Genomic DNA, 20,540 nt, shown 5'->3' with positions numbered 1-20,540 from the left:
AGCCCGATAATGTGCCGCAAACGCAGCCATTTTTCCTGGACCGCTGCGCTCGCAGGGGCACTGGTTCTGCAAGGGTGCGTCAGCGTGACCTCGCCGACCGCGATCGTCTCCGCACCGGTGACCGTCGACGGCGTCCCGGCGGGCATGCAGTATCTCTACGCCTCGGGCGAGGCCGCCGCCGCCAGCATCCAGGCATGGAACGCGCTCGTCGGCTATGTCCGTGCGCAGCGTACGCCGACATCGGTCGTCCTCGCGCCCGGCGCGACGCTCGCCGCGCCCAGCTGGACCGGGTGCGGCAGCAAGCCCAAGGCCGCGGTGTTCGACGTCGACGAGACCGTGCTGCTCAACCTCGGTTTCGAATATGATGCGTCGACGGGGCGGCCCTGGTCCGAACCGCGCTGGCAGGAGTGGGAGCGCACTGGCATCAAGCAGGTCGCGCCCGTTCCCGGCGCGCTCGCCGCACTGACGCAGTTGCGCGCGATGGGCGTAACGGTGGTCTTCAACTCCAACCGCGCCGCCGCCAACGCAGCACAGACCCAGGCGGCGATCGAAGCCGCGGGGCTTGGCCCCGCCCGCCATGGCGAGACCCTGTTCCTCGCCGGCGACGACGCGATGGGATCAAAGAAGGACGGCCGCCGCGCGACGATCGCCGCCCGATATTGCGTCGTCGCGATGGGCGGCGACCAGCTCGGCGATTTCAGCGACCTGTTCAACGCAGGCCAGACCCCCGCCGCGCGGCGTGCGGTGGTGCAGTCGCCCGCGATCATGGCGAAATGGGGGGCAGGGTGGTTCGTGCTGCCGAACCCCGTCTACGGCACCGCGCTGAAAGGCAGCCGTGACGAGGTCTTTCCGCCCGCGATCCACTGGGCGCCGACACAGGGAATCCGCTGATGACCGACCACCCCAACGCGATCAAACTCGATCCCGGCGCCGCGTTGACGGACGAATCGGTCGAGGTCGCGCGGATCTGGATCACCAACAATGCAGGCAGCAACGTGCTGATCGACGCGGGCATCCTCGAGGATCCGACCGTATTCGGCTACCTCCTCGCCGACACGATCCGTCACGCCGCCCGCGCCTATGCGGGCACCTGGGGCATCGCCGAGGATGCCGCGTTGCAGGCGATCGTCGACGGCGTCAGCGCCGAACTGCGCGACCAGGTCACGACCATCACCACCATCCAGGAAGGAACGCTCAACTGATGCCGTGGGATCGCAACCAGATGGCGGCGCGGGCCGCACAGGAACTGAAGGACGGCTATTACGTCAATCTCGGCATCGGCATCCCGACGCTCGTCGCGAACAACATTCCCGACGGCATGACCGTCACGCTCCAGTCGGAGAACGGCATGCTCGGGATCGGGCCGTTCCCCTATGCGGGCGAAGAGGATGCCGACCTGATCAACGCGGGCAAGCAGACGATCAGCGAACTGCCCTCGTCGGTCTATTTCAGCTCGTCCGACAGCTTCGCGATGATCCGCGGCGGGCATATCGACCTGACCGTGCTCGGCGCGATGGAGGTCAGCGAAGACGGCGACATCGCCAACTGGATGATTCCGGGCAAGATGATCAAGGGCATGGGCGGCGCGATGGATCTAGTCGCGGGCGTCAAGCAGATCATCGTCGTCATGGATCACACCGCCAAGGACGGGACGCCAAAGTTCATCCCGTCCTGCTCGCTGCCGCTGACCGGCAAGAACGTGGTGGACATGATCGTCACCGACTTGGCGGTGTTTCAGCGCGTAGACCATGAGTCACCGTTCAGGCTGGTCGAACTCGCCCCCGGCGTGACCGCGGACGAGGTCGCGGCCAAGACCACCGCGCGCTACACCACCTGATGGGCTATACGCTCGTCACCGCGAACCCGAATTATTCCAGCTGGTCGCTCCGTCCGTGGGTGTTGATGCGGGCGATGGGGATCGCGTTCGAGGATCGGATCGAACCCTTTCTCGCGCCCGAAAATTACGATGCGTTCCGGATGTTCTCGCCGACCGGGCAGGTGCCGGTGCTGATCGATGGCGAGCGGACGATATGGGATTCGCTGGGGATCGCGCTCTACCTTGCCGAGCGGCACGACGGCGTCTGGCCGTCCGATGGCTATGCGCGCGCCTGGGCGGTCTGCGCGGCGGCAGAGATGCATGGCGGGTTCGCGGCGTTGCGCAACGAGCGGACGATGAACGTCGGCGTCCGCGTCGATCCGGTCCGCGGCAGTGACGCGCTCGACCGCAACGTCGCGCGCGTCACCGAACTCTGGACGGAAGGTCTCGACCGGTTCGGCGGGCCCTGGCTCGCAGGCGCCGACTTCACCGCCGTCGACGCCTTCTTTGCGCCTGTCGCGTTTCGCGTCCGCACCTACGGGATCGACGTCGGTCCGCAGGGCCTTGCGTGGGTCGAGCGGATCCTCGCGCATCCGGCGATGCGTGAATGGGAAGACGCCGCGCTCGCCGAGACGTGGCGCGAGGCCGGGCATGAGGCCGAGCTGGCGGCCAGCGGATCGATTACCGCAGATTTCCGCCGCTGATGCGCCGCGTTGCCATTGTCATCGCGCTGGTCGTGATCCTGATTGCGGGCACGGCGTTCACTGCGGGGCCCGGCACGCTCAGCGTGCTCGATGGGGTAATGGGCGGGGGGCGCGGCACCGCGCGGGTGCGGGAGGGCGTTCCGTTCGGCACGCATGGTCAGAAACTCGACGTATGGCGGCCATCGGGCGGCGCGAAGACGGGGCTGCCGGTGCTGATCTTCTGGTATGGCGGCGGCTGGGCGCACGGGTCGCGCGGCGCCTATGCGTTTGCCGCGCGCGCCTATGCAAAGGCGGGCTATGTCGTCGTCATGCCCGATTACCGCAAGGTGCCCGACGTCCGCTTCCCCGCCTTCCTGCAGGACGGCGCCGAGGCGGTGAAGTGGACGCGCGATCACATCGAGGCGGCGGGCGGCGACCCGAACCGGATCGCCGTCGCCGGTCACTCCGCAGGGGCGTATACGGTCGCGATGCTGACGCTCGACCCGCGCTGGTTGCGTGCGGAAGGTGTCGACCCGCGGATCATCAAGGCCGCGGTCGGCTTGTGCGGGCCCTATGACTTCTACCCGTTCACCGCCAGGCGCGCGATCGACGCGATGCAAGGGGCGGCGGATCCGGTGATGACCCAGCCGATCCACTTCGTGCGACGCGATGCGCCGCCGATGCTGCTGGTGTCGGCGGGCGACGACACGCAGGTGAAGGCGCACAATGCCGACAACCTGACGGCGAAGCTGACCGCGCTCGGTGCACCGGTGCGGCATGTCGACTATCCGGGGCTCAGCCATGAGGATGTGGCGATGGCGCTGTCCAAGCCGTTCCGCGGCAAGGCGCCGGTGCTGGCGGACAGCGTGGCATTCCTGAACCGGGCGATACGCTGACCGCGTCCCGGCCGTTCGAGGGTCGGGGGGCGAGGATGACGACGGACGAGCAGGAACACCGCCACCCTCGTTGACAGGACGGAGCCGCGCCGCCCCGACCTTGGCCCGCCGCCGGTTTTTTTGTGTCCGGCGGCGGGCTTGCGGCCTTACCAGATCCGGACGCGGTCCGCGGGCGCGAGATATTGCGCATCCCCGGGCTTCACGTCGAACGCCTTGTACCAGGCGTCGACGTTGCGCAGCGGGTTGATCGCACGGATCTGCCCCGGCGAGTGCGGATCGCTGACGAGCTGCTGGCGCAGCGCCTCGGTGCGGAACAGCGTTCGCCAGACCTGACCCCAGCCGAGGAAGAAGCGCTGGTCGCCGCTATAGCCGTCGAGCACGGGTGCAGGCTTGCCGCCGAGCGACGTGTGATAGGCATCGAGCGAGATCAGCACGCCGCCGAGATCGCCGATATTCTCGCCCATCGAGGCGCGGCCGTTGATCTTCACGCCGGGCAGGCCCTCGAACGTATAGGCCTCGTACTGCGCGCCGAGCTTGACCGCCTGCGCCTCGAACTTGGCGGCATCCTGCGCGGTCCACCAGTCGCGCAGCACGCCCTTGCCATCGGACTTGCGACCCTGGTCGTCAAAGCCGTGGCTGATCTCGTGCCCGATCACACCGCCGATGCCGCCATAATTGACCGCCGGATCGGCATCCGGATCGAAGAACGGCGGCTGGAGGATCGCGGCGGGGAAGACGATCTCGTTCTTCACCGAGTTGTAATAGGCGTTCACGGTCTGCGGGGTCATGCCCCATTCGGCCTTGTCGACGGGACCGCCCATGCGGTTGCGGCGATAGTCCCATTCGAACCGCCCGGCGCGTTCGACATTGCCGATCAGGTCGCCTGGGGTGATCTGCAGCGCGCTATAGTCACGCCATTTGTCGGGATAGCCGACCTTCACGCTGAAATTGGCGAGCTTGGCCTGTGCTTCCTGCTTGGTCGCGGCGCCCATCCAGGGAAGGCCGTCGATCCGCCCGCGCAGCGCGATCCGCAGGTTTCCGACGAGCTCGTCCATCTTGGTCTTCGATGCCGGCGGGAAATAGAGCGCGACGTAATCGCGGCCGATCGCCTCGCCCAGCGCGCGTTCGGTGACGCCGATCCCGCGCTTCCAGCGATCGCGCTGCTGCGGCTGGCCATTGAGGAATTTCGAGCGGAAGTCGAAATTCGCGTCGACGAACCGCTTCGACAGCATCGGTGCGATGTCGTCGGCGGTACGGAACGCCTGCCAGGCCTTCAGCGTGTCGAGGTCGGTGGTGGCGAAGACCTCGGCGATCTTCGGAAAGGCGGTGTTCTGCGCGACGATCGCGCGATTGGCCTTGTCGATGCCCGCGGCGGTCCAGAATTTGGCCCAGGGGAAGCCGGGCGCCTGCGCCTGCAACTGCGCGAGCGTCATCGGGTTGTAGGTCTTGTCGCGGTCGCGGCTCTGCGCGCGGGTCCAGTGCGCCTGCGCGATCCGCGTCTCCAGCGCGACGATCTTTGCCGCGGCGGCCTGCGCGTTCGGCCAGTTCGCCATGCCGAGCATCTGCGCGACATAGGCCTGGTAGCGCACGACCTGCGGCGCGAATTTCGGATCGAGATAGAGGTCGCGGTCGCCGAGCCCGAGGCCCGACTGGCGCAGATATAGCGCATAGACGTCGGGCTGCTTGGCATCGTCATTGACGCCGGGGCCGAAGAAGCTGGCGCCGAACCCGCCCATCGACTTGCCCATCAGCACCGCGACATCGTCCTTCGTCGTCGCGGCCTTGACCGGGGCGAGTCGCTGCAACAGCGGTGCAGCGTCAGCGCGCTCGATCGCGGCTTCGTCCATGAAGCCCTGGTAGAGCGTCGCGACCTTGGCGCGATCGGGGTTGGCGGCGTCGCCGGGCTTATAGCCCTCGACCAGCGTGCGCATGCGTGCCTCGGACAGGTCGCGCAGCACCGCGAAGGCGCCGTAGGACGAGCGGTCCGCCGGGATCTGCGTTGTCTTGACCCAGCTGCCGTTCACATAGTCGAACCAGTCGTTGCCGGGCTTCACGCTCTTGTCCATGCCGGCAAGGTCGAAGCCCCAGCGGCCATAGCGCGTCGCGGCGGCCGCATCGGCTGCGGGCGTGCCCGATGCCGCGTCCTGCGGCAGGATCGATTCGAGCGTGCACGCCTCGTCGATACAGGCGTGAAGGTCCTGCGCCGTGGCGGGCGCAGCGGCGGCGATGGCGATCAGCGAGACAAGAACGGCGAACTTCGATTTCACAGGGCGATCTCCGGGGGAGGGCCAGACCGGGACCGGCAGGCCATGGACGAGAAAGTGCAACAGCGCTGTCGTTTGTGCAATCCTTCTATGTTCCCCGTGTGTTGCGCGTGCCGGCTGTGCGCGGGGCAGCTTTGCGCCTATCGAGCGGGCACGATGATTTCGCAGCAAATGGGGGCAGGATGACACGTATCGCGGGACCGGACGATCATGTCGTCATCGTCGGGGGCGGATTTTCGGGCACGTTGCTGGCGATCAACCTGATGCGGCACGGCGGGCCGCGCGCGACTTTGGTCGAGCGGCGCCAGCGCCAGCTCGCACGCGGCGTCGCCTATAGTGCAGCGCATCCGAGCCACCTGCTCAACGTGCGCGCGGGCAACATGAGCGCGCTCCCCGACGATCCCGACCATTTCGTCCGCTGGCTCGAAGCGCGCGGCGACGGCGATCGCAAGACGTTCGTGCCGCGCACGACCTACGGCCTGTATCTGCGTGAGATGCTCGACGCGACGATCGCGCAATCGGCGGGGCGGCTGGTGCTTGCGCAAGGGGAGGTCTGCGCGATCGACTTCGCCGGGACCGACAGGCTTGCGGTGACGATGGCGGACGGCAGCGCGATCGCCGCGGACAGTGCGGTGCTCGCGCTCGGCAACCTGCCGCCGCACACGCCGCCGGGGCTCAACCCCGACGATCTTCCGCCTGGACGCTATAGCGCGGATCCCTGGGCGTCGGACATTGGCGAGGGGCTCGGGCCGGACGACACGGTCGTGCTGGTCGGGACCGGGTTGACCGCGATCGACGCCGCGCTGCTGCTCGATGCCGGCGGATTTTCGGGGCAGATCCTGGCAGTGTCGCGGCGCGGCCTGTCACCGCGACGGCATGTCGATGGCGCCCCGCCCGCGCGGGTCCTCGACAAGCCGCAGGGGGATTTGTCGGCGATCATCCGGCACGTCCGCGACCGGGCCAAGGCGGATGGCTGGCGCGCGGCGGTCGACGAGCTTCGCCCCGTGACCCAGATGCTCTGGGCTGCCGCCCCGACATCGCAGCGCGCACGGTTCCTGCGGCACGCGCGACCCTATTGGGACGTCCACCGGCATCGGCTGGCGCCGCAGGTCGCGGACCGGGTCGATGCGCTGGTCTCGACCGGGCGGCTGCGGTTCACGGCGGGGAAGATCGTGTCGGCCGCGGCAGCCGGTGATGCTGTGGATCTAAATTGGCGACCCCGCGGCACGGACCAGGCGGTCGTCACGCGGGCGGCGCGGATCGTGAACTGTACCGGGCCGCAGGGCGACCTGATGCGATCAAACGAGCCGCTGATCCGGCATCTGATCGCCGACGGGGCGATCCGGCCCGATCCGCTTCGCCTGGGGGTCGACGTCGATGCGCAGTCGCAGGCGATCGGGCGTGACGGGCAGGTCGAGCAGCGGTTGCACTGTATCGGGCCGATGACCCGCGGCGGATTGTGGGAGGTCGTCGCGGTCCCGGATATCCGGCAGCAGAGCTGGGATCTGGCACGGCGCTTGTCGAACGCGCAATGGGTAGGCGGCGAGGGGCTCTAGGCTCTCCGGAAGCGCTACGCTGCCAGCATCATGCGATGCTGGCAGCGCATGGGCTCAGAACCGGAACGCCGCCGTGGCGCGCAGGCTGTGCCAGCGGAACTTGTCGTCGCTGCGGCGGAAATCGGTGCCACTGGTGTTTGGCGCGATCAGGAACGGGTTGTTCGCCAGGAGAACCGGGCTGCCGGCCAGCGCCGTGCCCGCCGTCACGCGAACGCGCGCATCGTCATCCTGATACTGGTGGAACATGTATTCCATGCCGATCGAGATGTTCTTGGTCAGCTTCTGCTCGATGCCGCCGCCGCCGAGAATGCCCCACTGGTTCTTCGAGCCAGTCGCCGAAAACGCGTTCGCCGTGTTCGTCGTGAAGAACAGATTGTCGATCTTGGCATAGCCTGCACCGAACGTGCCGTAGAACAGCGTGGTGTTGGCCGCATAGCCCAGGCGGCCGCGGGCCGACGCTTCCCACTTCAGTTTGCGCGCCATCGTGTAGCTCGCAGGCGTCGTCGAGAAGCCCGAGGTGCTGTCGGTGATGTCGCTCGTGCCGAATTCGCCGACGACACCGACGACGATGTTGCCGCGCTGAACGTCGAGGCCTGCACGACCATAATAGGCCCAACCATCGTCGTCGTTACGGCAGCCGGAAGCCGCAGCACCGGTACGCGCCGAGCCGTTGCAGAAGCCCGGCGAGAAGGCGTTGGCGCCGGTGATGGTGTTGACGCTGTCGTTGAAAGCGCCGTCGCCGTTGCGGTCGAACAGGATCGACGAGCCGACGTCGTTGCCCTGCACGTCATACCCACCGGCCGCGCCGATATAGACGCCCGAGAACGGACGATCTTCGGTGGTTTCCTGCGCGGCGGCCGGAACGGCAAAAAGGCCCGCAACGGCGACGCCGGCGAGCGCGGTCAGTTTTATGTAATGCTTCATGGTCGTTCCCCAAACGAGGGGCCGCGACGCGCCCAATGTACGCCGCGGCCCAGGTTGTCCTGTTTCAGTTCGTGACGACGATCACGCGTTGGCGCCGCTGGTGCGCAGTGCATCGGTGCGGTTGTTGGTGCCGTTGGGGAAGAAGCCCCCGCCGATCTTTGCGGTGTTGGTCAGATAGGCGATGTTGTGCACCTGTGCGACCGACCGGCTGAACGCCAGGCCGTTGGCGTCGGTCGGGACGATGTTCGACACGGTTGGATCCATGCCGGTGATGCCCTGATCGATGTCGCCGATGATGCCCGTCGTGGCGTTGGTGACGGTGCCGTCCAGGCTGTCGCGCGCGTCGCTGATCTGGTTTGCGGCGGTACGCAGCGACGGCGTCTGCAGTCCCTTGCGATACAGGATCGTGCGGATCAGGCCGGCGTGATACGCCTCTGCCGCGAGGATGCCGGCGGCCGCCTCGAGATAGGTTTTGTTGCCGATCAGCGTTGCACCACCCTTGTACGCCGAGACGCCGACATCCTCGAAGATGAACGCGCCGAGCAGGAAGCTGTTGTCGTCGGCATACGGATCGAACACGCCCGTATCCGGAACGACACGTGCCGCACGTGCGGCCAAGGTGAAGGCGCCCGGCGCAGCCGCGGTGCCGGCAGAGATGTCCAATGCAGGCTGTGCGACGGCGGCAGTGCCGAGTGCCCTGCGCAGGAAGGCGACGTGCGCGACTTCGTCGATGGCGATTTCGCGCGCATATTCACGGACGATCACGTCCTGGAACGGCACCTGTCGGCCACCCGTGACGGCGCCCTGAGTCCCGGTACCGGTCAGCAGGCTGGCGTTGAGGCCAACGCCGAACGTCGCGAATGCGTAGAACTGCGCCTCGAGATATTCGAGGTTGAGCGCGAAGTTCAGCACGTCGGCATCGGTGATGGCGGATCCCGTTGCGGGTGTCGGCGTGGGCGTCGGCGACGGCGCCAGATCGGCATCGTCGTTACCGCATGCCGCGAGCAGCGAGGCACCGCCGACGGCAAGCGCGCTGCCACCGGCAAAGCGCAGGAAACCGCGGCGTTCGTTGCGCCGGGCAGCGATGGCGTCGAATATTTCGAGCTTGGTATTGAGGTCGGTCATTGGGTTAATCCCCTGAATAGCAAAGAAAGCTTACGGCAGAGCTGAAGCGGTTCAGGCTGCTGCGGTGCTCGTCTTGATGTTGCCGTTCATGCCTGCCGGGAAGAACCCGCCCGCGGCCACTGCGCCACTGTTCAGGTACACGATGTTGAGCACCTGGCTCACCGAGCGGCTATAGGCGACACCGTCGGCGTCCAGCGGCACGATGTTCGACACGGTCACCGCCGCCTGGGTGGCGGACAGGTTGATCGGCGTCGCGCTGTAGGACGAGATCCCCTGATCGATATCGTTCGCGCCGAAGATCGTCGTGTTGGCGCCACCGCCGTCGAGGCTGTCGCGCGCGCGCGAAATGGCATCGGCCGAGGTCCGCAGCGACGGCACGTCGATACCCTTGCCGTACAGCGTCGTGCGGACGATCGCGGCATGATAGGCCTCGACCGCGAGCAGGCCGGCCGCGGCATCGAGAAACGTCTTGTTCGTGAGCAAGGGGGCGGCACCCTTGTAGGCGGTGACGCCGACGTCCTCGAATATGAACGCGCCGAGCAGGAACGCCTCGTCAGAGGCATAGGGATCGAACGCGGTGCCGGCAGGCACGAGCCCGGCGGCCTGTGCGGCGACCGAGAAGGCGCTGGTCGGCGAGACGCTGACGTCGATCACCGGCTGCGACACGGTCGAGCTGCCGAGCGCAGTGCGCAGGAACCTGACATGCGCGATCTCGTCCTGTGCGATCTCGCGTGCATATTGCTCGACGATGGGATCGGTGAACGCGACCTTGCGGCCGCCACGAACGGCACCCTGCGTACCGCTGCCGGTCAGCAGAGCGTTGTCGAGCCCTGTGCCATACGCTGCATAGGAATAGAATTGCGCCTCGAGATATTCGAGGTTGAGCGCGAAGTTCAGGACGTCGGCGTCGGTCACCGACTGAGCTGCGGCGGCGCTCGAAAGGGATAAAGCGGTTGCGCCGGCTGCCGTGATCGCAGCGGCACCAAGTGCGTTTTTGAAGAACTCGCGCCGGTCGTTGCGCCGTTCGACACGGGCATCGAGGGCATCGATCAAATGCGTTGATTGGGTCATTGGCTTCATCTCCCTGAACCAGGCACGTCGGCACACGGTCGGCCTCGATCGCCTCTGGCGGGCGATCCTGTGTGCACAACGATTCAAGGAACGGGAGCTGGGAGATAAAGTTGCAACTAAATGGAATACTAGGGCAAACTTCTCCAAATACACTAATCGCGCGCAATGTTTTCAGTAATGCTGCACCACAGCATTTATACCGCCATTCAGGATGGCGGGCTTAACTTGTCCTGTGTACGGGTCGCAAAATCCGTGGCGTCATGGCGTTCGTGGAGCTGGCTCGCGGGATCGCCCATGACGCGGTTGACCATGCGGCCACGCTGGACCGCGGGGCGTGCGCCGATCGCATCCGCCCAGCGCTTCACGTTCGGATAGTCCTGGACCTGGAGAAACTCGCCGGCGTCGTAGAGCTGCCCCTGGACCAGCGCCCCGTACCAGGGCCAGGCGGCCATGTCGGCGATCGTATAGGCGGCACCGGCCAGATACGCGCTGTCGGCGAGACGGCGGTCGAGTACGTCGAGCTGGCGCTTGGCCTCCATCGCGAACCGGTCGATCGCGTACTCGATCTTGACCGGCGCATAGGCGTAGAAATGGCCGAAGCCGCCGCCGACGAACGGGCCGCTGCCGACCTGCCAGAACAGCCAGGACAGGCAGGTCGCGCGCGCCGCGGGTTCGGTCGGCAAGAACGCGCCGAACTTCTCTGCGAGATGCATCAGGATCGCGCCGGATTCGAAGATCGGCAGGGGCGACGTGCCGCTGCGATCCATGAGCGCCGGGATCTTCGAATTGGGATTGATCTCGACAAAGCCGCTGCCGAACTGGTCGCCTTCGTTGATCCGGATCAGCCAGGCGTCATATTCGGCGCCGGCATGGCCGAGCGCGAGCAGCTCCTCGAGCATGATCGTGACCTTCACCCCGTTCGGCGTGCCGAGCGAATAGAGCTGCAGCGGGTGCCGCCCGACCGGCAGATCCTTGTCATGCGTCGATCCGGCAACCGGCCGGTTGATCGCGGCGAACCGGCCGCCATTGTCGCGGTTCCAAGTCCAGATTGCCGGGGGGGTATAGGTCGGGGCGTCGGTCATCGGGCTGCTCCGTGCATCGAAAGGGTGGGCTCGGGGTTCGGTCTCGGCAATCCTAACGCCTAGACGCCGTGATAGTCGCGATACCATCGGATGAAGCGTGGCACGCCCTCGATGATGCCGGTGGTGGGGGCGAAGCCGAGATCGTTGCCGATCGCGCTGACATCGGCGCAGGTGCGCACGACATCGCCCGCCTGCATCGGCAGGTCCTGGCGGATCGCCTTGCGACCGATCGCCTGTTCGAGCACGTCGATCACCTCGCCGAGCTGTTCGGCGCGGCTGTTGCCGATATTGTAGACGCGGTGCGGCCCCATGCTGCCGCCGGGCTTCGCCTGGCCGTCATCCGCGGGCGGCGCATCGAGCGCGGCGACGATGCCGGCGACGATGTCGTCGATATAGGTGAAGTCGCGCTCCATCCGGCCTGCGTTGAACACCGGAATGGGCTCGCCGGCGAGGATCGCCTTGGTGAAGATCCACATCATCATGTCGGGACGACCCCAGGGGCCGTAGACGGTGAAGAAGCGCAGCCCGGTCTGCGGCAGGCGATAGAGATGCGCGTAGCTTTCGCTCATCAGTTCGTTCGACTTCTTCGTCGCGGCATAGAGCGACAGCGGGCGGTCGGTGCGATCCTCGACGCGGAAGGGTACGCTGTCATTGCCGCCATAGACCGACGAGGACGAGGCGTAGACCAGGTGCCGGACTTGCCGCGCGCGCGCGAGTTCGAGGATGTTGAGATGCCCGACCAGATTGGCCCGGGCATAGGCCATCGGATTCTCGATCGAGTAGCGGACGCCGGCCTGCGCACCGAGATGGACGATCCGGTCGATGTCGAGGCCTGCCACCGCCGCGTCGAGCGCGGGCGTATCCGCGAAATCGAGCTTGGCGAAGGTGAAGGCCGCGCCGTGCCGGTCACGCAGATAGGCGAGCCGCGCCGCCTTGAGCGCGGGGTCGTAATAGGCGTTGCATTCGTCGATGCCGAACACCGTTTCGCCACGTGCCAGCAACGCGTCCGCGACATGCATGCCGATGAAGCCGGCGGCGCCGGTTACGATCACTGTCATCGCTGTTCTTTCCTGATGGGTTCGGCGGCACCGAGAAGCGATGCCGATACCAGTGTCAACCCCATCAATCCCGCATCCCTACTGTGCCGCGCGAGGCGGCGCGAGCGCGACGTCCATCATCGGGACGGCGGCGGCGGGGGCCGGTCTTCAATGTCGAGGCCCGGCGAAGAACGGGCAAAGTATTGAAGCCAATCAATACTAGGAGAAATGATAGGACAACTAGCGTTTCGCTGCAAAGCAGTATAGCCATAGGCCGCAAGCGCGCGGATACTTCCGTACAGAAACGAGTGGATGGTATGAACGTAGATCAAGTTTTTGGTGGAACACACTCTCCGGGTGTATCGCCGGAAAAATTTGCGATGCCACCGGGAATGCGGATGCGGTATGACTTGCCCCAGGCAAGCCTTGCCGAATGCCTGACCGGATATGCGATCTATTCGGCCAGTGATCGCAACCCGCTCGTCAACTGGTATCTACCTGCACCAGTTATGATTTCTATTCTGGCGGATGCGGGGCCGATCACCGTGGCGATCGGCAATCACCGGTTCGGGCCGCTCGAGCGCGCCAGTCTCTACGGCCCGACCAGCCGCGCGTTTCGCACCGTCACACATGGCGGCGTCGCGGTCGGGATCGGAATCAGCGCGATCGGCTGGTCCCGGATGACGTCGCGGCTGGCGGGCGACTTCCGCAACCGCATCGTGCCGCTCGAGACGCTGCTCGGTCCGGAAGTGTCGCGCCGGCTGACGACGGGGCTCGACGCGCTGTCCGACGATGCGATGATCAAGCCGTTCCTGGACGACGTGCTGGAACCGCTGTTTCAGCGCCGGCACCCGCAGGAGGAACTGATCCGTGCATTCGCCGCGCTGACGGTGACCGACGGGGTGATCGAGATGCAGGATGTCGCCGACCGGCTGGGGATCGAGACGCACGCGCTCAGGCGGCTTGCCACCCGCCATTTCGGCATGCTGCCCAAGATGCTGCTGCGGCGCGCGCGCTTCCTGCGGTCGTTCATCCGGCTGATCCGGCCCGATGGCCATGTCGATTATTCAGCGATCGACAGCAGCTATTTCGACGCGTCGCATTTCCTGCGCGACGCGACGACGTTCCTCGGCACGACGCCGCGCCGTTTCCTCGCATCGGAGACGCTGTTCCTGAAATCCAGCCTGCGTGCCCGCGCGGCGGTGATCGGCACGCCGACCCAGGCGCTGCACATTCCGACGCCCCCGGTCAGCGTCAGCAGCATCATCCGTACCGTCCATGACGGCCGCAGCCGTCGCGATGAGCTGACGAGCTAACCGCAGCGGACACATCCGGTTGGCCCTTCGATCGCCGCTATGCGTTATGTCGAGGTGTGACGCAGATCGGATACGCGGGTGATGCAGGAAGTTGAATTGAAGCTCGTCCTGACGGCGGACGCCGCGGACCGGATCGCGCGCGAACTGGCGTCGGATGACGCGACCCGTACCACGATGCTCGAGGCGATCTATTTCGATACGCCCGAGCAGACGCTGCGGGGGCACGGCGCGTCGCTGCGGATCCGGCGCGCGGGCGATACGCGGATCCAGACGATCAAGATCGACCCGGCAAAGGGCGCCGGGCTGTTTTCACGCCCCGAATGGGAACGGCCGGTCACGGACGATCGTCCGCGTCTCGACGACACCACGCCGATCTTCGCGCTGCTGGACGGGACGACCGAACGTCTCGCGCCGGCCTTCACCGTGTCGGTCGAACGACGCAGCTGGGAGATCAGCGAGAACGGGGCGGAGATCGAACTCGTGCTGGACCGCGGGTTGGTCCGGGTTGGCGAGCGGCAGTCGCCGGTCTGCGAACTCGAGATTGAACTCAAGCGCGGCGATCCGACCGCACTGTTCACGCTGGCCCGCCGGATCGCGGAGATGGTGCCGCTGCGGCTCGGCGTCGTGACCAAATCCGAGCGCGGCTACGGCCTGACCGGGCCAGTGCGTCGCGCGTTCAAGGCCGAGCCGGTGTCGCTCGATGGCGACGCGACGACGATCAAAGCGCTCCGGACGGTTATTGGCGCCTGCCTGCGGCACTATCGGCTGAACGAGACGATCCTGCTCGAGACGCGCGCGCCGGAGGCGTTGCACCAGGCGCGTGTCGCTTTGCGGCGGACGCGCGCCGCGCTCGGGCTCTTCAAGCGCGTGCTGGGACGCGAGCAGACGGCGCATTTCCGGTCCGAGCTGCGCTGGCTGGCGCAGACGCTGGGGCAGGCGCGCGATCTCGACGTGCTGGCAGACACGGCGGCGGCGAAGCTGGGCGCGGGGGACGTCTTTGACCGGATCGAGGCGGCGCGCGGTCTGGCCTATGACGAGGTCGATGTGGCGCTGGAGTCGTCGCGCGTGCGGGCGGTGATGCTCGATCTGACGCAGTGGCTCGCGGTCGGCGACTGGTCGACGGGGGACGCGACGCGGGCGGTGCGCGAGGCGCCCGCCCGCGCGTTTGCAGCGGCGGCGCTCCGCAAGCGACGCAAGGCGCTCAAGATCGACGCGCCATCGCTCGCGCTGCTGACGGACGACGAACGCCATGCGATCCGCAAGGACGCCAAGACGCTGCGCTATGCGACGGAATTCTTCGCGGACCTGTTCGCTGACGCGGTGCAGCAAAAACGGCAGGCAAAGTTCGTCTCGACGCTCGAGACGCTGCAGGACCGGCTCGGGACGCTGAACGACGCGGCAACGGTGCCGGCGATCCTCGCCCGGCTGGGGATGGAGGACAATGAAGCGGCGCTGGTCGACGATCGCAAACACGCCAAGCGGCTCGACCGTGCTGCCGCGGCGCACTCGGCGCTGCTCGACCGGAAAGCGTTCTGGCGCTGATCGGGTGGAGGACCGGCGCAGGTCCATGCAGATCAGCCTGTGCGCGATGATCGTCGTTGTCGGGGGTGGCCTGGCCCGGCTGATCCTGCCGCCGCCGCAGCAAAGCTATGCCGGGATGCTCGGCTGGCGCGCCATCGCGACGTCAGGCCGCGGCTGAGTCGGTCCAGTCGCGCTCTGCCAGCGTGCGGGTTTCGGTGACGGGGAGGGCGCGGCCGAACAGATCGCCTTGCGCGTGTGTGCAGCCGAGTGCCGCTACAAGCTGACGCTCGTCCTGCGTCTCCACCCCTTCGGCGATGGTCGCGATGTCGAGGCTTTGCGCCAGCGCGACCACCGCGCGGATGATCGCCAGTGCCTCGCGGCCGCCGCGCGCTGCGGCACGGACGAAGCTGCCGTCGATCTTGATCGAGGAGAAGCGGGTGCGGCTGAGATAGCCCAGCGACGAGTGGCCAATGCCGAAATCGTCGAGGCTCAGGCGTACGCCAAGGTCGAGGATACGCGCGAGGGTCGTCGTCGCGCCACGATCCTCGCGCAGGAAGACGCCCTCGGTAACCTCGAGCTCGAGCCGGTCGGCGGACAGTCCGCTGTCGGCAAGCACGGTCGCGACGGTCGTGACGAAACCGTCATTCTGCAGCTGGACCGGCGACACGTTGACGGCGATGCGCAGACCCTCCGGCCAGCTCGCGGCCTCGACGCAGGCGGTGCGCAGAACCCAGGCGCCGATCTGCGCGATGATCCGTGCGTCTTCGGCGAGCGGGATGAAGCGCGACGGCGGGACCGTGCCGAACTCCGGGCTTTCCCAGCGCAGCAGCGCCTCGAAGCCGCGCAGCATGCCGCCCTGCGTGTCGATGATCGGCTGATAGGCGAGGGACATCTCACCCCGATCGAGGGCGCCGCGCAGCGCGATCTCGAGCACCCGCCGCTCCTCCGCCTGGACGTAAAGCGCTGGCTCGTAGACTCGAAACACGCCGCGACCGGCATCCTTGGCGCGATAGAGCGCCAGATCGGCGGATCGGATCAGCATCTCCGACGTGCGCCCGTCGCGCGGCCCGAAGGCGAGGCCGATGCTGGCGCCGATATGCAGCGTATAGTGATCGACGTCATAGGGCCGCGACAGTGCGGTGATGATGCGCCCGGCAAGCTCCTCGACCGCGCCGGTATCGCTGGCGTCGCGGACGACGAGCGCGAACTCGTCGCCGCCGAGCCGCCCGCAGGATTCGTTCGCGCTCATCATGTGGCCGAGCCGTTCCGCGACCTGGCACAGCAGCCGGTCGCCGACCGGGTGGCCGAGCGTGTCGTTGACCGCCTTGAACCGGTCGAGATCGAGCATCATGAACGCGCAGCGTCCGCCACAGGCCTCCGCCGCGATCATCGCGTCGGACAGCGTCTCGGTGATCAGCCGGCGGTTGGGCAGCCCGGTCAACGTGTCGAAGCGCGCCATGCGGTTGATCTTGTCCGCGGACGCGCGCTGGTCCGTGACATCGGCGCCGACGCCGCGAAAGCCGCAGAATATTCCGCGGTCGTCGTATCGCGGCGCGGCGGCCAGCTGCCACCAGCGCTCCTGTTCGGTGAAGCGGATCGGCAGTCTCAGGTTGACGAAGCTGTCCCGGTTGCGCAGCTTTTCGGCAAGCGCGCGCAGGCCTGCCGCGAACGTGCCGCTGTCCCAGGATGGTCCGGCGAGCAGCTGGAGGATCGGCATGCCGTCGATATCCGCCGGCGCGCGACCGCACGCCCGCGCGAAACGGGCGCTGGGCCGGATCACGCGTCGTGTCGCGTCGGTCTCCCACAGCCATTCGGCAGCGCTCTCCTCGAATTCGAGCAGGAGCACGCTGATCGTTTCGTCGCGTTCGTCGAGCACCGCCTGCGCATTGTGGATCGTGACCAGCGCGCGCGTCCGGCTGAGGCAGGCGGTCATCAGCAACAGGGTGAAGGCGAGCACCCCCCCGGCGATTCCACTCGCGTGCATCAGCATGAGCTGGACGCACGATACGAACCCGAGTGTGCCGATGAACATGAGCGTGGCGAGCGGCAGCGGCGCCATCGCGAAGGCTGCCCCCGTCATCACGATCATCAGCGTGAGGCCGAGCCCGATGCTCGTTGCGACCGGGACCTGCGGGCAGAAGAAAACCGGGATGACCGACCAGGCCAGAGCGAGGCTGCCCCCCTCCCACAAGGTTGCCCGGATATCCGTCCTGCCGCCATGCCCGGCAGCGCGCGAGGGAGCGAGGCGGCGGCGGATGGTCACCCACACGGTCCCCGCGATCAGGAGCGTCGACCATGACGCGACCTGCCAGAACGGCATCCGGGGATAGAGCAATGCGGCACAGACGGCTGTCGCGAGCAGGTTGGCGGCGAGGGCGAACCAGGCGAGTTGCCGGCCGGCGTCGAGCTGCGCCGCGCGAAGCCGGCCCCATTCCCTGGGATCGCACCCTTCCGACAGCGCGAGAAGCGCGCGCATGTCGATGGGCATGTGATGCGTCGACATTCGTGTACGCGCCGGCATGGTTGGCGGGGGCGTATCGGATCCGGAAGGCGACTGGCTGTTCACACCGCCGGGCTTAATGCACGTTGGTTATCGCAACGTTCCCATCCCCCGCGTTGTGAAAAATAACCGGGTCGGGGGCAGGGGCCGCGACCGTCCCGCCGCACTGGCGGGACGATGCGGCGGGGCAGGCAACGTCAGGCGGCGATGTCATAGGGCTTGATGTCGCCGCTCAGGTACAGGTTGCGCGCCTTGGCGCGGCTGAGCTTGCCCGACGAGGTGCGCGGCAACGTGCGGGGAGGGATCAGTTCGATCACGCAGTTCATGCCCGTCACCGAGCGGACGCGTTCGCGGATCTCGTCGCGCAGGCGCAGGCGTTCACCCTCGTCGGAGCTGCGGCACTGGACGAGGACGGCGGGGGTTTCCTCGCCCCCCGGGGTCGTGATCGCGAATGCGGCGATGTCGCCCGCCTTGAACCCGGGCAGCTGCTCGACCGCCCATTCAATGTCCTGCGGCCAGTGGTTCTTGCCGTTGACGATGATCATGTCCTTCGCCCGGCCGACGATGTAGATATAGCCGTCGGACATATAGCCCATGTCGCCGGTATCGAGCCAGCCGTCGGACATGCACGCCGCGGTGGCGGCATCGTCGCGGAAATAGCCGACCATCACCGACTTGCCCTTGCACCACACCTTGCCGATTGCGCGCTCGGGGAGGGGGGTGCCGTCCTCTTCGCGGATCTCGATCGTCATGTCGCGCACCGGTTTGCCGCAATTGACGATCGCCCGGTAGCGCTGCGGGCGGTCCTCGCCGCGCGCGCCGCCCGACAACTGGGTTTCCTCGACCAGCTCGACACGGATCCCCTCGCCCGGCGGCATCAGCGATACCGCCAGCGTCGCCTCGGCAAGGCCGTAGCTGGGCAGGAAGGCGGAGGCCTGGAACCCGGCATCGGCAAAGGCGTCGACGAACGACTGCATCACGTCGGGACGGATCATGTCGGCGCCATTGCCCGCGACGCGCCACCGCGACAGGTCGAACCGGTCGCTCGCCTTGGTCTGCGACGACATGCGGCGCGCGCAGATGTCATAGCCGAAGGTCGGCGAATAGCTGAGCGTGGTGCCGGTGTTGCGGCTGATGAGATCGAGCCAGGCGAGCGGACGGCGCGCGAAATCCTCGGTCTTGAGGTAATCGGTCGAGACCTGGTTGGCGATCGGCGACAGGAAGCAGCCGACCAGGCCCATGTCATGATACCAGGGCAGCCAGGAGACGCAGCGATCGGTGTCGCAGACTTCCATGCCGTGGCTGTGCGCAGCAAGATTGTTGAGCAACGCCTCGTGCGTGATGACGACGCCGTGCGGGAACCGCGTCGAGCCGCTCGAATATTGCAGATAGGCGATGTCGTCGGGACGTGCCTCGGGCAGCGTGGCGGCGGGGGCTTCGCGGTTTGCGAATTCGGACCAGTCGATCCCGTGCGTGCCCGCCAGACGCGCCGCCTCGCTCGCCATCTGCGCGAGTTCGGGCGGGAAGATCAGCATCTTGGGATCGCAGCTCGAAAGCTGCACGCGAAGCTGTTCGATATAGGAATCGCGGCCGCCGAACGACGTGGGCAGGGGCAGCGGCACCGGCCAGGCGCCCGCATAAACGACACCGAAGAACAGCGCGGCGAATTCTGGGCCGGTCTCGGCGACCAGCGCGATGCGGTCGGCAGGGGCGACGCCGGCGGCGATCAGGCGGTCGGCCATCGCCAGCGCGTCACGGCGCAGCGTCGCATAGGGATAGGGCTGGCTGAGCGTACCGCGCGCGTCATGGAAGTTGAGGCCGCGCTGCCCCGTCGCCGCATAGTCGAGCGCCTCGCCCAGTGTCGCGAAGTCGGCAAAGCGGCGCGGCAGCGTGTCCGCGGTGGGGGTCGCCGTGCGCTGCGCCGGCATCGGATCGGCCGACGGTGCGACCGCAGGCTTTACCAGCCCGTTCGTCGCCGTCGTCTGAAAGGTGTCGATCGTCATGTGCGTCCTGTCTTCCACGTCGCGGCCTGTCCGAGGACATTCGCCGCTTGAGACCGTGCAAAGGCCAGCCATGCACGGTCGTGGCGTTCAAAATCCTATCCCAGTGTGGCACAATGATGGCGTGACCCAGGATCGCCGCCGAGAAAGACAGGAGAAACGCCCGCCAAAACCGCTGGATGCCGCGGGACTGGAGGGGTTGGCGCTGCGCTATGTCGAGCGATTCGCGACCACGCGCGGCCGCCTGAGCGACTATCTGCGGCGCAAGGTACGCGAGCGCGGCTGGGTCGAGGCGCCCGAAACCGGCCCGGCTGTGCCGCCCGCCGATCCCGAAGGGCTGGCGCAGAGGCTCGCGGATCTCGGCTATATCGACGATCGCGGCTTCGCCGAGGCGCGGGCGGCGGCGATGCAGCGCCGCGGCCTGGGTGCGCGGCGCGTCGCGGGGGCGTTTCGCGAGGCGGGGATTGACGAGGCCGATGCCGATGCGCTCGCGCCTGAAATCGCGGCGCGCGACGTCGATGCGGCGCTGGCCTATGCGAAGCGCAAGCGGCTAGGCCCGTTTGCCCGGTCGGAGAATAGCGACGGGGGTGGGGCCGAGAATCGTGCGCTGCGGCAAAAGCAGCTCAGCGCGATGGTGCGCGCCGGCCACGGTTTCGATCTGGCACGCAAAATTCTTGCCGCGTCCCCGTCTGAGACGATCGATACGACAGATTTTGACTGAGGACGCATTGCAGGTTGTTGCGGCTGCG

General features: G+C 67.0%; 18 protein-coding genes. 10 read left to right on the top strand and 8 right to left on the bottom strand.

The annotated features are described in order from the left end of the window. Window positions 1-9 precede the first annotated feature (9 nt). The 5 genes from GV027_RS09265 to GV027_RS09245 are packed head-to-tail and all read left to right on the top strand — an operon-like array spanning window position 10 to window position 3,395. Window positions 10-891 carry an HAD family acid phosphatase gene (locus GV027_RS09265; protein ID WP_159511677.1) on the top strand — a complete coding sequence of 294 codons (882 nt, stop codon included), beginning with the start codon at window positions 10-12 and terminating at the stop codon, window positions 889-891. Beyond that, complete coding sequence (locus GV027_RS09260) at window positions 891-1,202, top strand: DUF5076 domain-containing protein (RefSeq protein WP_042467134.1); 312 nt, start codon at window positions 891-893, stop codon at window positions 1,200-1,202. Before GV027_RS09265 ends, GV027_RS09260 begins: the two co-directional genes overlap by 1 nt. Further along, entirely contained in the window at window positions 1,202-1,837 is a 636-nt protein-coding gene (locus tag GV027_RS09255; RefSeq protein WP_107932236.1) for a 3-oxoacid CoA-transferase subunit B, read from the top strand. The genes GV027_RS09260 and GV027_RS09255 overlap by 1 nt, the downstream gene beginning before the upstream one ends. Further along, a complete protein-coding gene (locus GV027_RS09250; protein WP_159511676.1) occupies window positions 1,837-2,520 on the top strand; it encodes a glutathione S-transferase family protein in 684 nt (227 codons plus the stop codon). The genes GV027_RS09255 and GV027_RS09250 overlap by 1 nt, the downstream gene beginning before the upstream one ends. Continuing rightward, on the top strand, window positions 2,520-3,395 hold the full coding sequence (locus GV027_RS09245; RefSeq protein WP_159511675.1) for an alpha/beta hydrolase: 876 nt from the start codon (window positions 2,520-2,522) through the stop codon (window positions 3,393-3,395). The genes GV027_RS09250 and GV027_RS09245 overlap by 1 nt, the downstream gene beginning before the upstream one ends. 146 nt (window positions 3,396-3,541) lie before the next feature. Here the strand turns inward: GV027_RS09245 and GV027_RS09240 are convergent, their stop codons facing one another. After that, window positions 3,542-5,662, bottom strand: coding sequence for a M13 family metallopeptidase (locus GV027_RS09240; protein WP_236559131.1), 2,121 nt, complete (start codon window positions 5,660-5,662; stop codon window positions 3,542-3,544). 179 nt (window positions 5,663-5,841) lie between these two features. On the opposite strand from GV027_RS09240, the gene GV027_RS09235 reads away from it, so the two are divergent. After that, a complete protein-coding gene (locus GV027_RS09235) occupies window positions 5,842-7,215 on the top strand; it encodes an FAD/NAD(P)-binding protein (RefSeq protein WP_159511674.1) in 1,374 nt (457 codons plus the stop codon). 54 nt (window positions 7,216-7,269) lie between these two features. On the opposite strand, the gene GV027_RS09230 is transcribed toward GV027_RS09235, so the two are convergent. The 5 genes from GV027_RS09230 to GV027_RS09210 form a co-directional block, all read right to left on the bottom strand. Then, window positions 7,270-8,139, bottom strand: a complete 870-nt coding sequence (locus tag GV027_RS09230) for an outer membrane protein (RefSeq protein WP_159511673.1) — start codon at window positions 8,137-8,139, stop codon at window positions 7,270-7,272. A gap of 81 nt (window positions 8,140-8,220) precedes the next feature. Then, on the bottom strand, window positions 8,221-9,264 hold the full coding sequence (locus tag GV027_RS09225; RefSeq protein WP_159511672.1) for a ferritin-like domain-containing protein: 1,044 nt from the start codon (window positions 9,262-9,264) through the stop codon (window positions 8,221-8,223). Window positions 9,265-9,315: 51 nt separating this feature from the next. Then, window positions 9,316-10,335, bottom strand: coding sequence for a ferritin-like domain-containing protein (locus GV027_RS09220; protein ID WP_159511671.1), 1,020 nt, complete (start codon window positions 10,333-10,335; stop codon window positions 9,316-9,318). A 206-nt stretch (window positions 10,336-10,541) separates the two neighbouring features. Then, complete coding sequence (yghU, locus tag GV027_RS09215) at window positions 10,542-11,417, bottom strand: glutathione-dependent disulfide-bond oxidoreductase (protein ID WP_159511670.1); 876 nt, start codon at window positions 11,415-11,417, stop codon at window positions 10,542-10,544. A gap of 59 nt (window positions 11,418-11,476) precedes the next feature. Further along, window positions 11,477-12,475 carry an NAD-dependent epimerase/dehydratase family protein gene (locus GV027_RS09210; RefSeq protein ID WP_159511669.1) on the bottom strand — a complete coding sequence of 333 codons (999 nt, stop codon included), beginning with the start codon at window positions 12,473-12,475 and terminating at the stop codon, window positions 11,477-11,479. A gap of 377 nt (window positions 12,476-12,852) precedes the next feature. On the opposite strand from GV027_RS09210, the gene GV027_RS09205 reads away from it, so the two are divergent. The 3 genes from GV027_RS09205 (at window position 12,853) to GV027_RS21705 (ending at window position 15,469) form a co-directional block, all read left to right on the top strand. Further along, complete coding sequence (locus tag GV027_RS09205) at window positions 12,853-13,770, top strand: helix-turn-helix domain-containing protein (protein ID WP_236559130.1); 918 nt, start codon at window positions 12,853-12,855, stop codon at window positions 13,768-13,770. Between the two features lie 81 nt (window positions 13,771-13,851). Then, on the top strand, window positions 13,852-15,312 hold the full coding sequence (locus GV027_RS09200; RefSeq protein ID WP_236559329.1) for a CYTH and CHAD domain-containing protein: 1,461 nt from the start codon (window positions 13,852-13,854) through the stop codon (window positions 15,310-15,312). Window positions 15,313-15,337: 25 nt separating this feature from the next. After that, window positions 15,338-15,469 carry a hypothetical protein gene (locus tag GV027_RS21705; protein WP_268893560.1) on the top strand — a complete coding sequence of 44 codons (132 nt, stop codon included), beginning with the start codon at window positions 15,338-15,340 and terminating at the stop codon, window positions 15,467-15,469. Here the strand turns inward: GV027_RS21705 and GV027_RS09195 are convergent. Then, window positions 15,455-17,779 carry a putative bifunctional diguanylate cyclase/phosphodiesterase gene (locus tag GV027_RS09195; RefSeq protein ID WP_236559129.1) on the bottom strand — a complete coding sequence of 775 codons (2,325 nt, stop codon included), beginning with the start codon at window positions 17,777-17,779 and terminating at the stop codon, window positions 15,455-15,457. The genes GV027_RS21705 and GV027_RS09195 overlap by 15 nt on opposite strands. A 209-nt stretch (window positions 17,780-17,988) precedes the next feature. Next, complete coding sequence (locus GV027_RS09190) at window positions 17,989-19,719, bottom strand: fatty acyl-AMP ligase (RefSeq protein ID WP_159512833.1); 1,731 nt, start codon at window positions 19,717-19,719, stop codon at window positions 17,989-17,991. Window positions 19,720-19,990: 271 nt separating this feature from the next. Here GV027_RS09190 and GV027_RS09185 point away from each other — a divergent pair, with 271 nt between their 5' ends. Further along, window positions 19,991-20,512 carry a regulatory protein RecX gene (locus GV027_RS09185; RefSeq protein ID WP_236559128.1) on the top strand — a complete coding sequence of 174 codons (522 nt, stop codon included), beginning with the start codon at window positions 19,991-19,993 and terminating at the stop codon, window positions 20,510-20,512. Window positions 20,513-20,540: the final 28 nt, after the last annotated feature.

This window comes from Sphingomonas sp. T1, assembly GCF_902506585.1.
Classification (GTDB): domain Bacteria; phylum Pseudomonadota; class Alphaproteobacteria; order Sphingomonadales; family Sphingomonadaceae; genus Sphingomonas; species Sphingomonas aerolata.
Note: the sequence above shows the minus strand (reverse complement) of the source record. Positions and strands in the feature narration are given on the sequence as shown.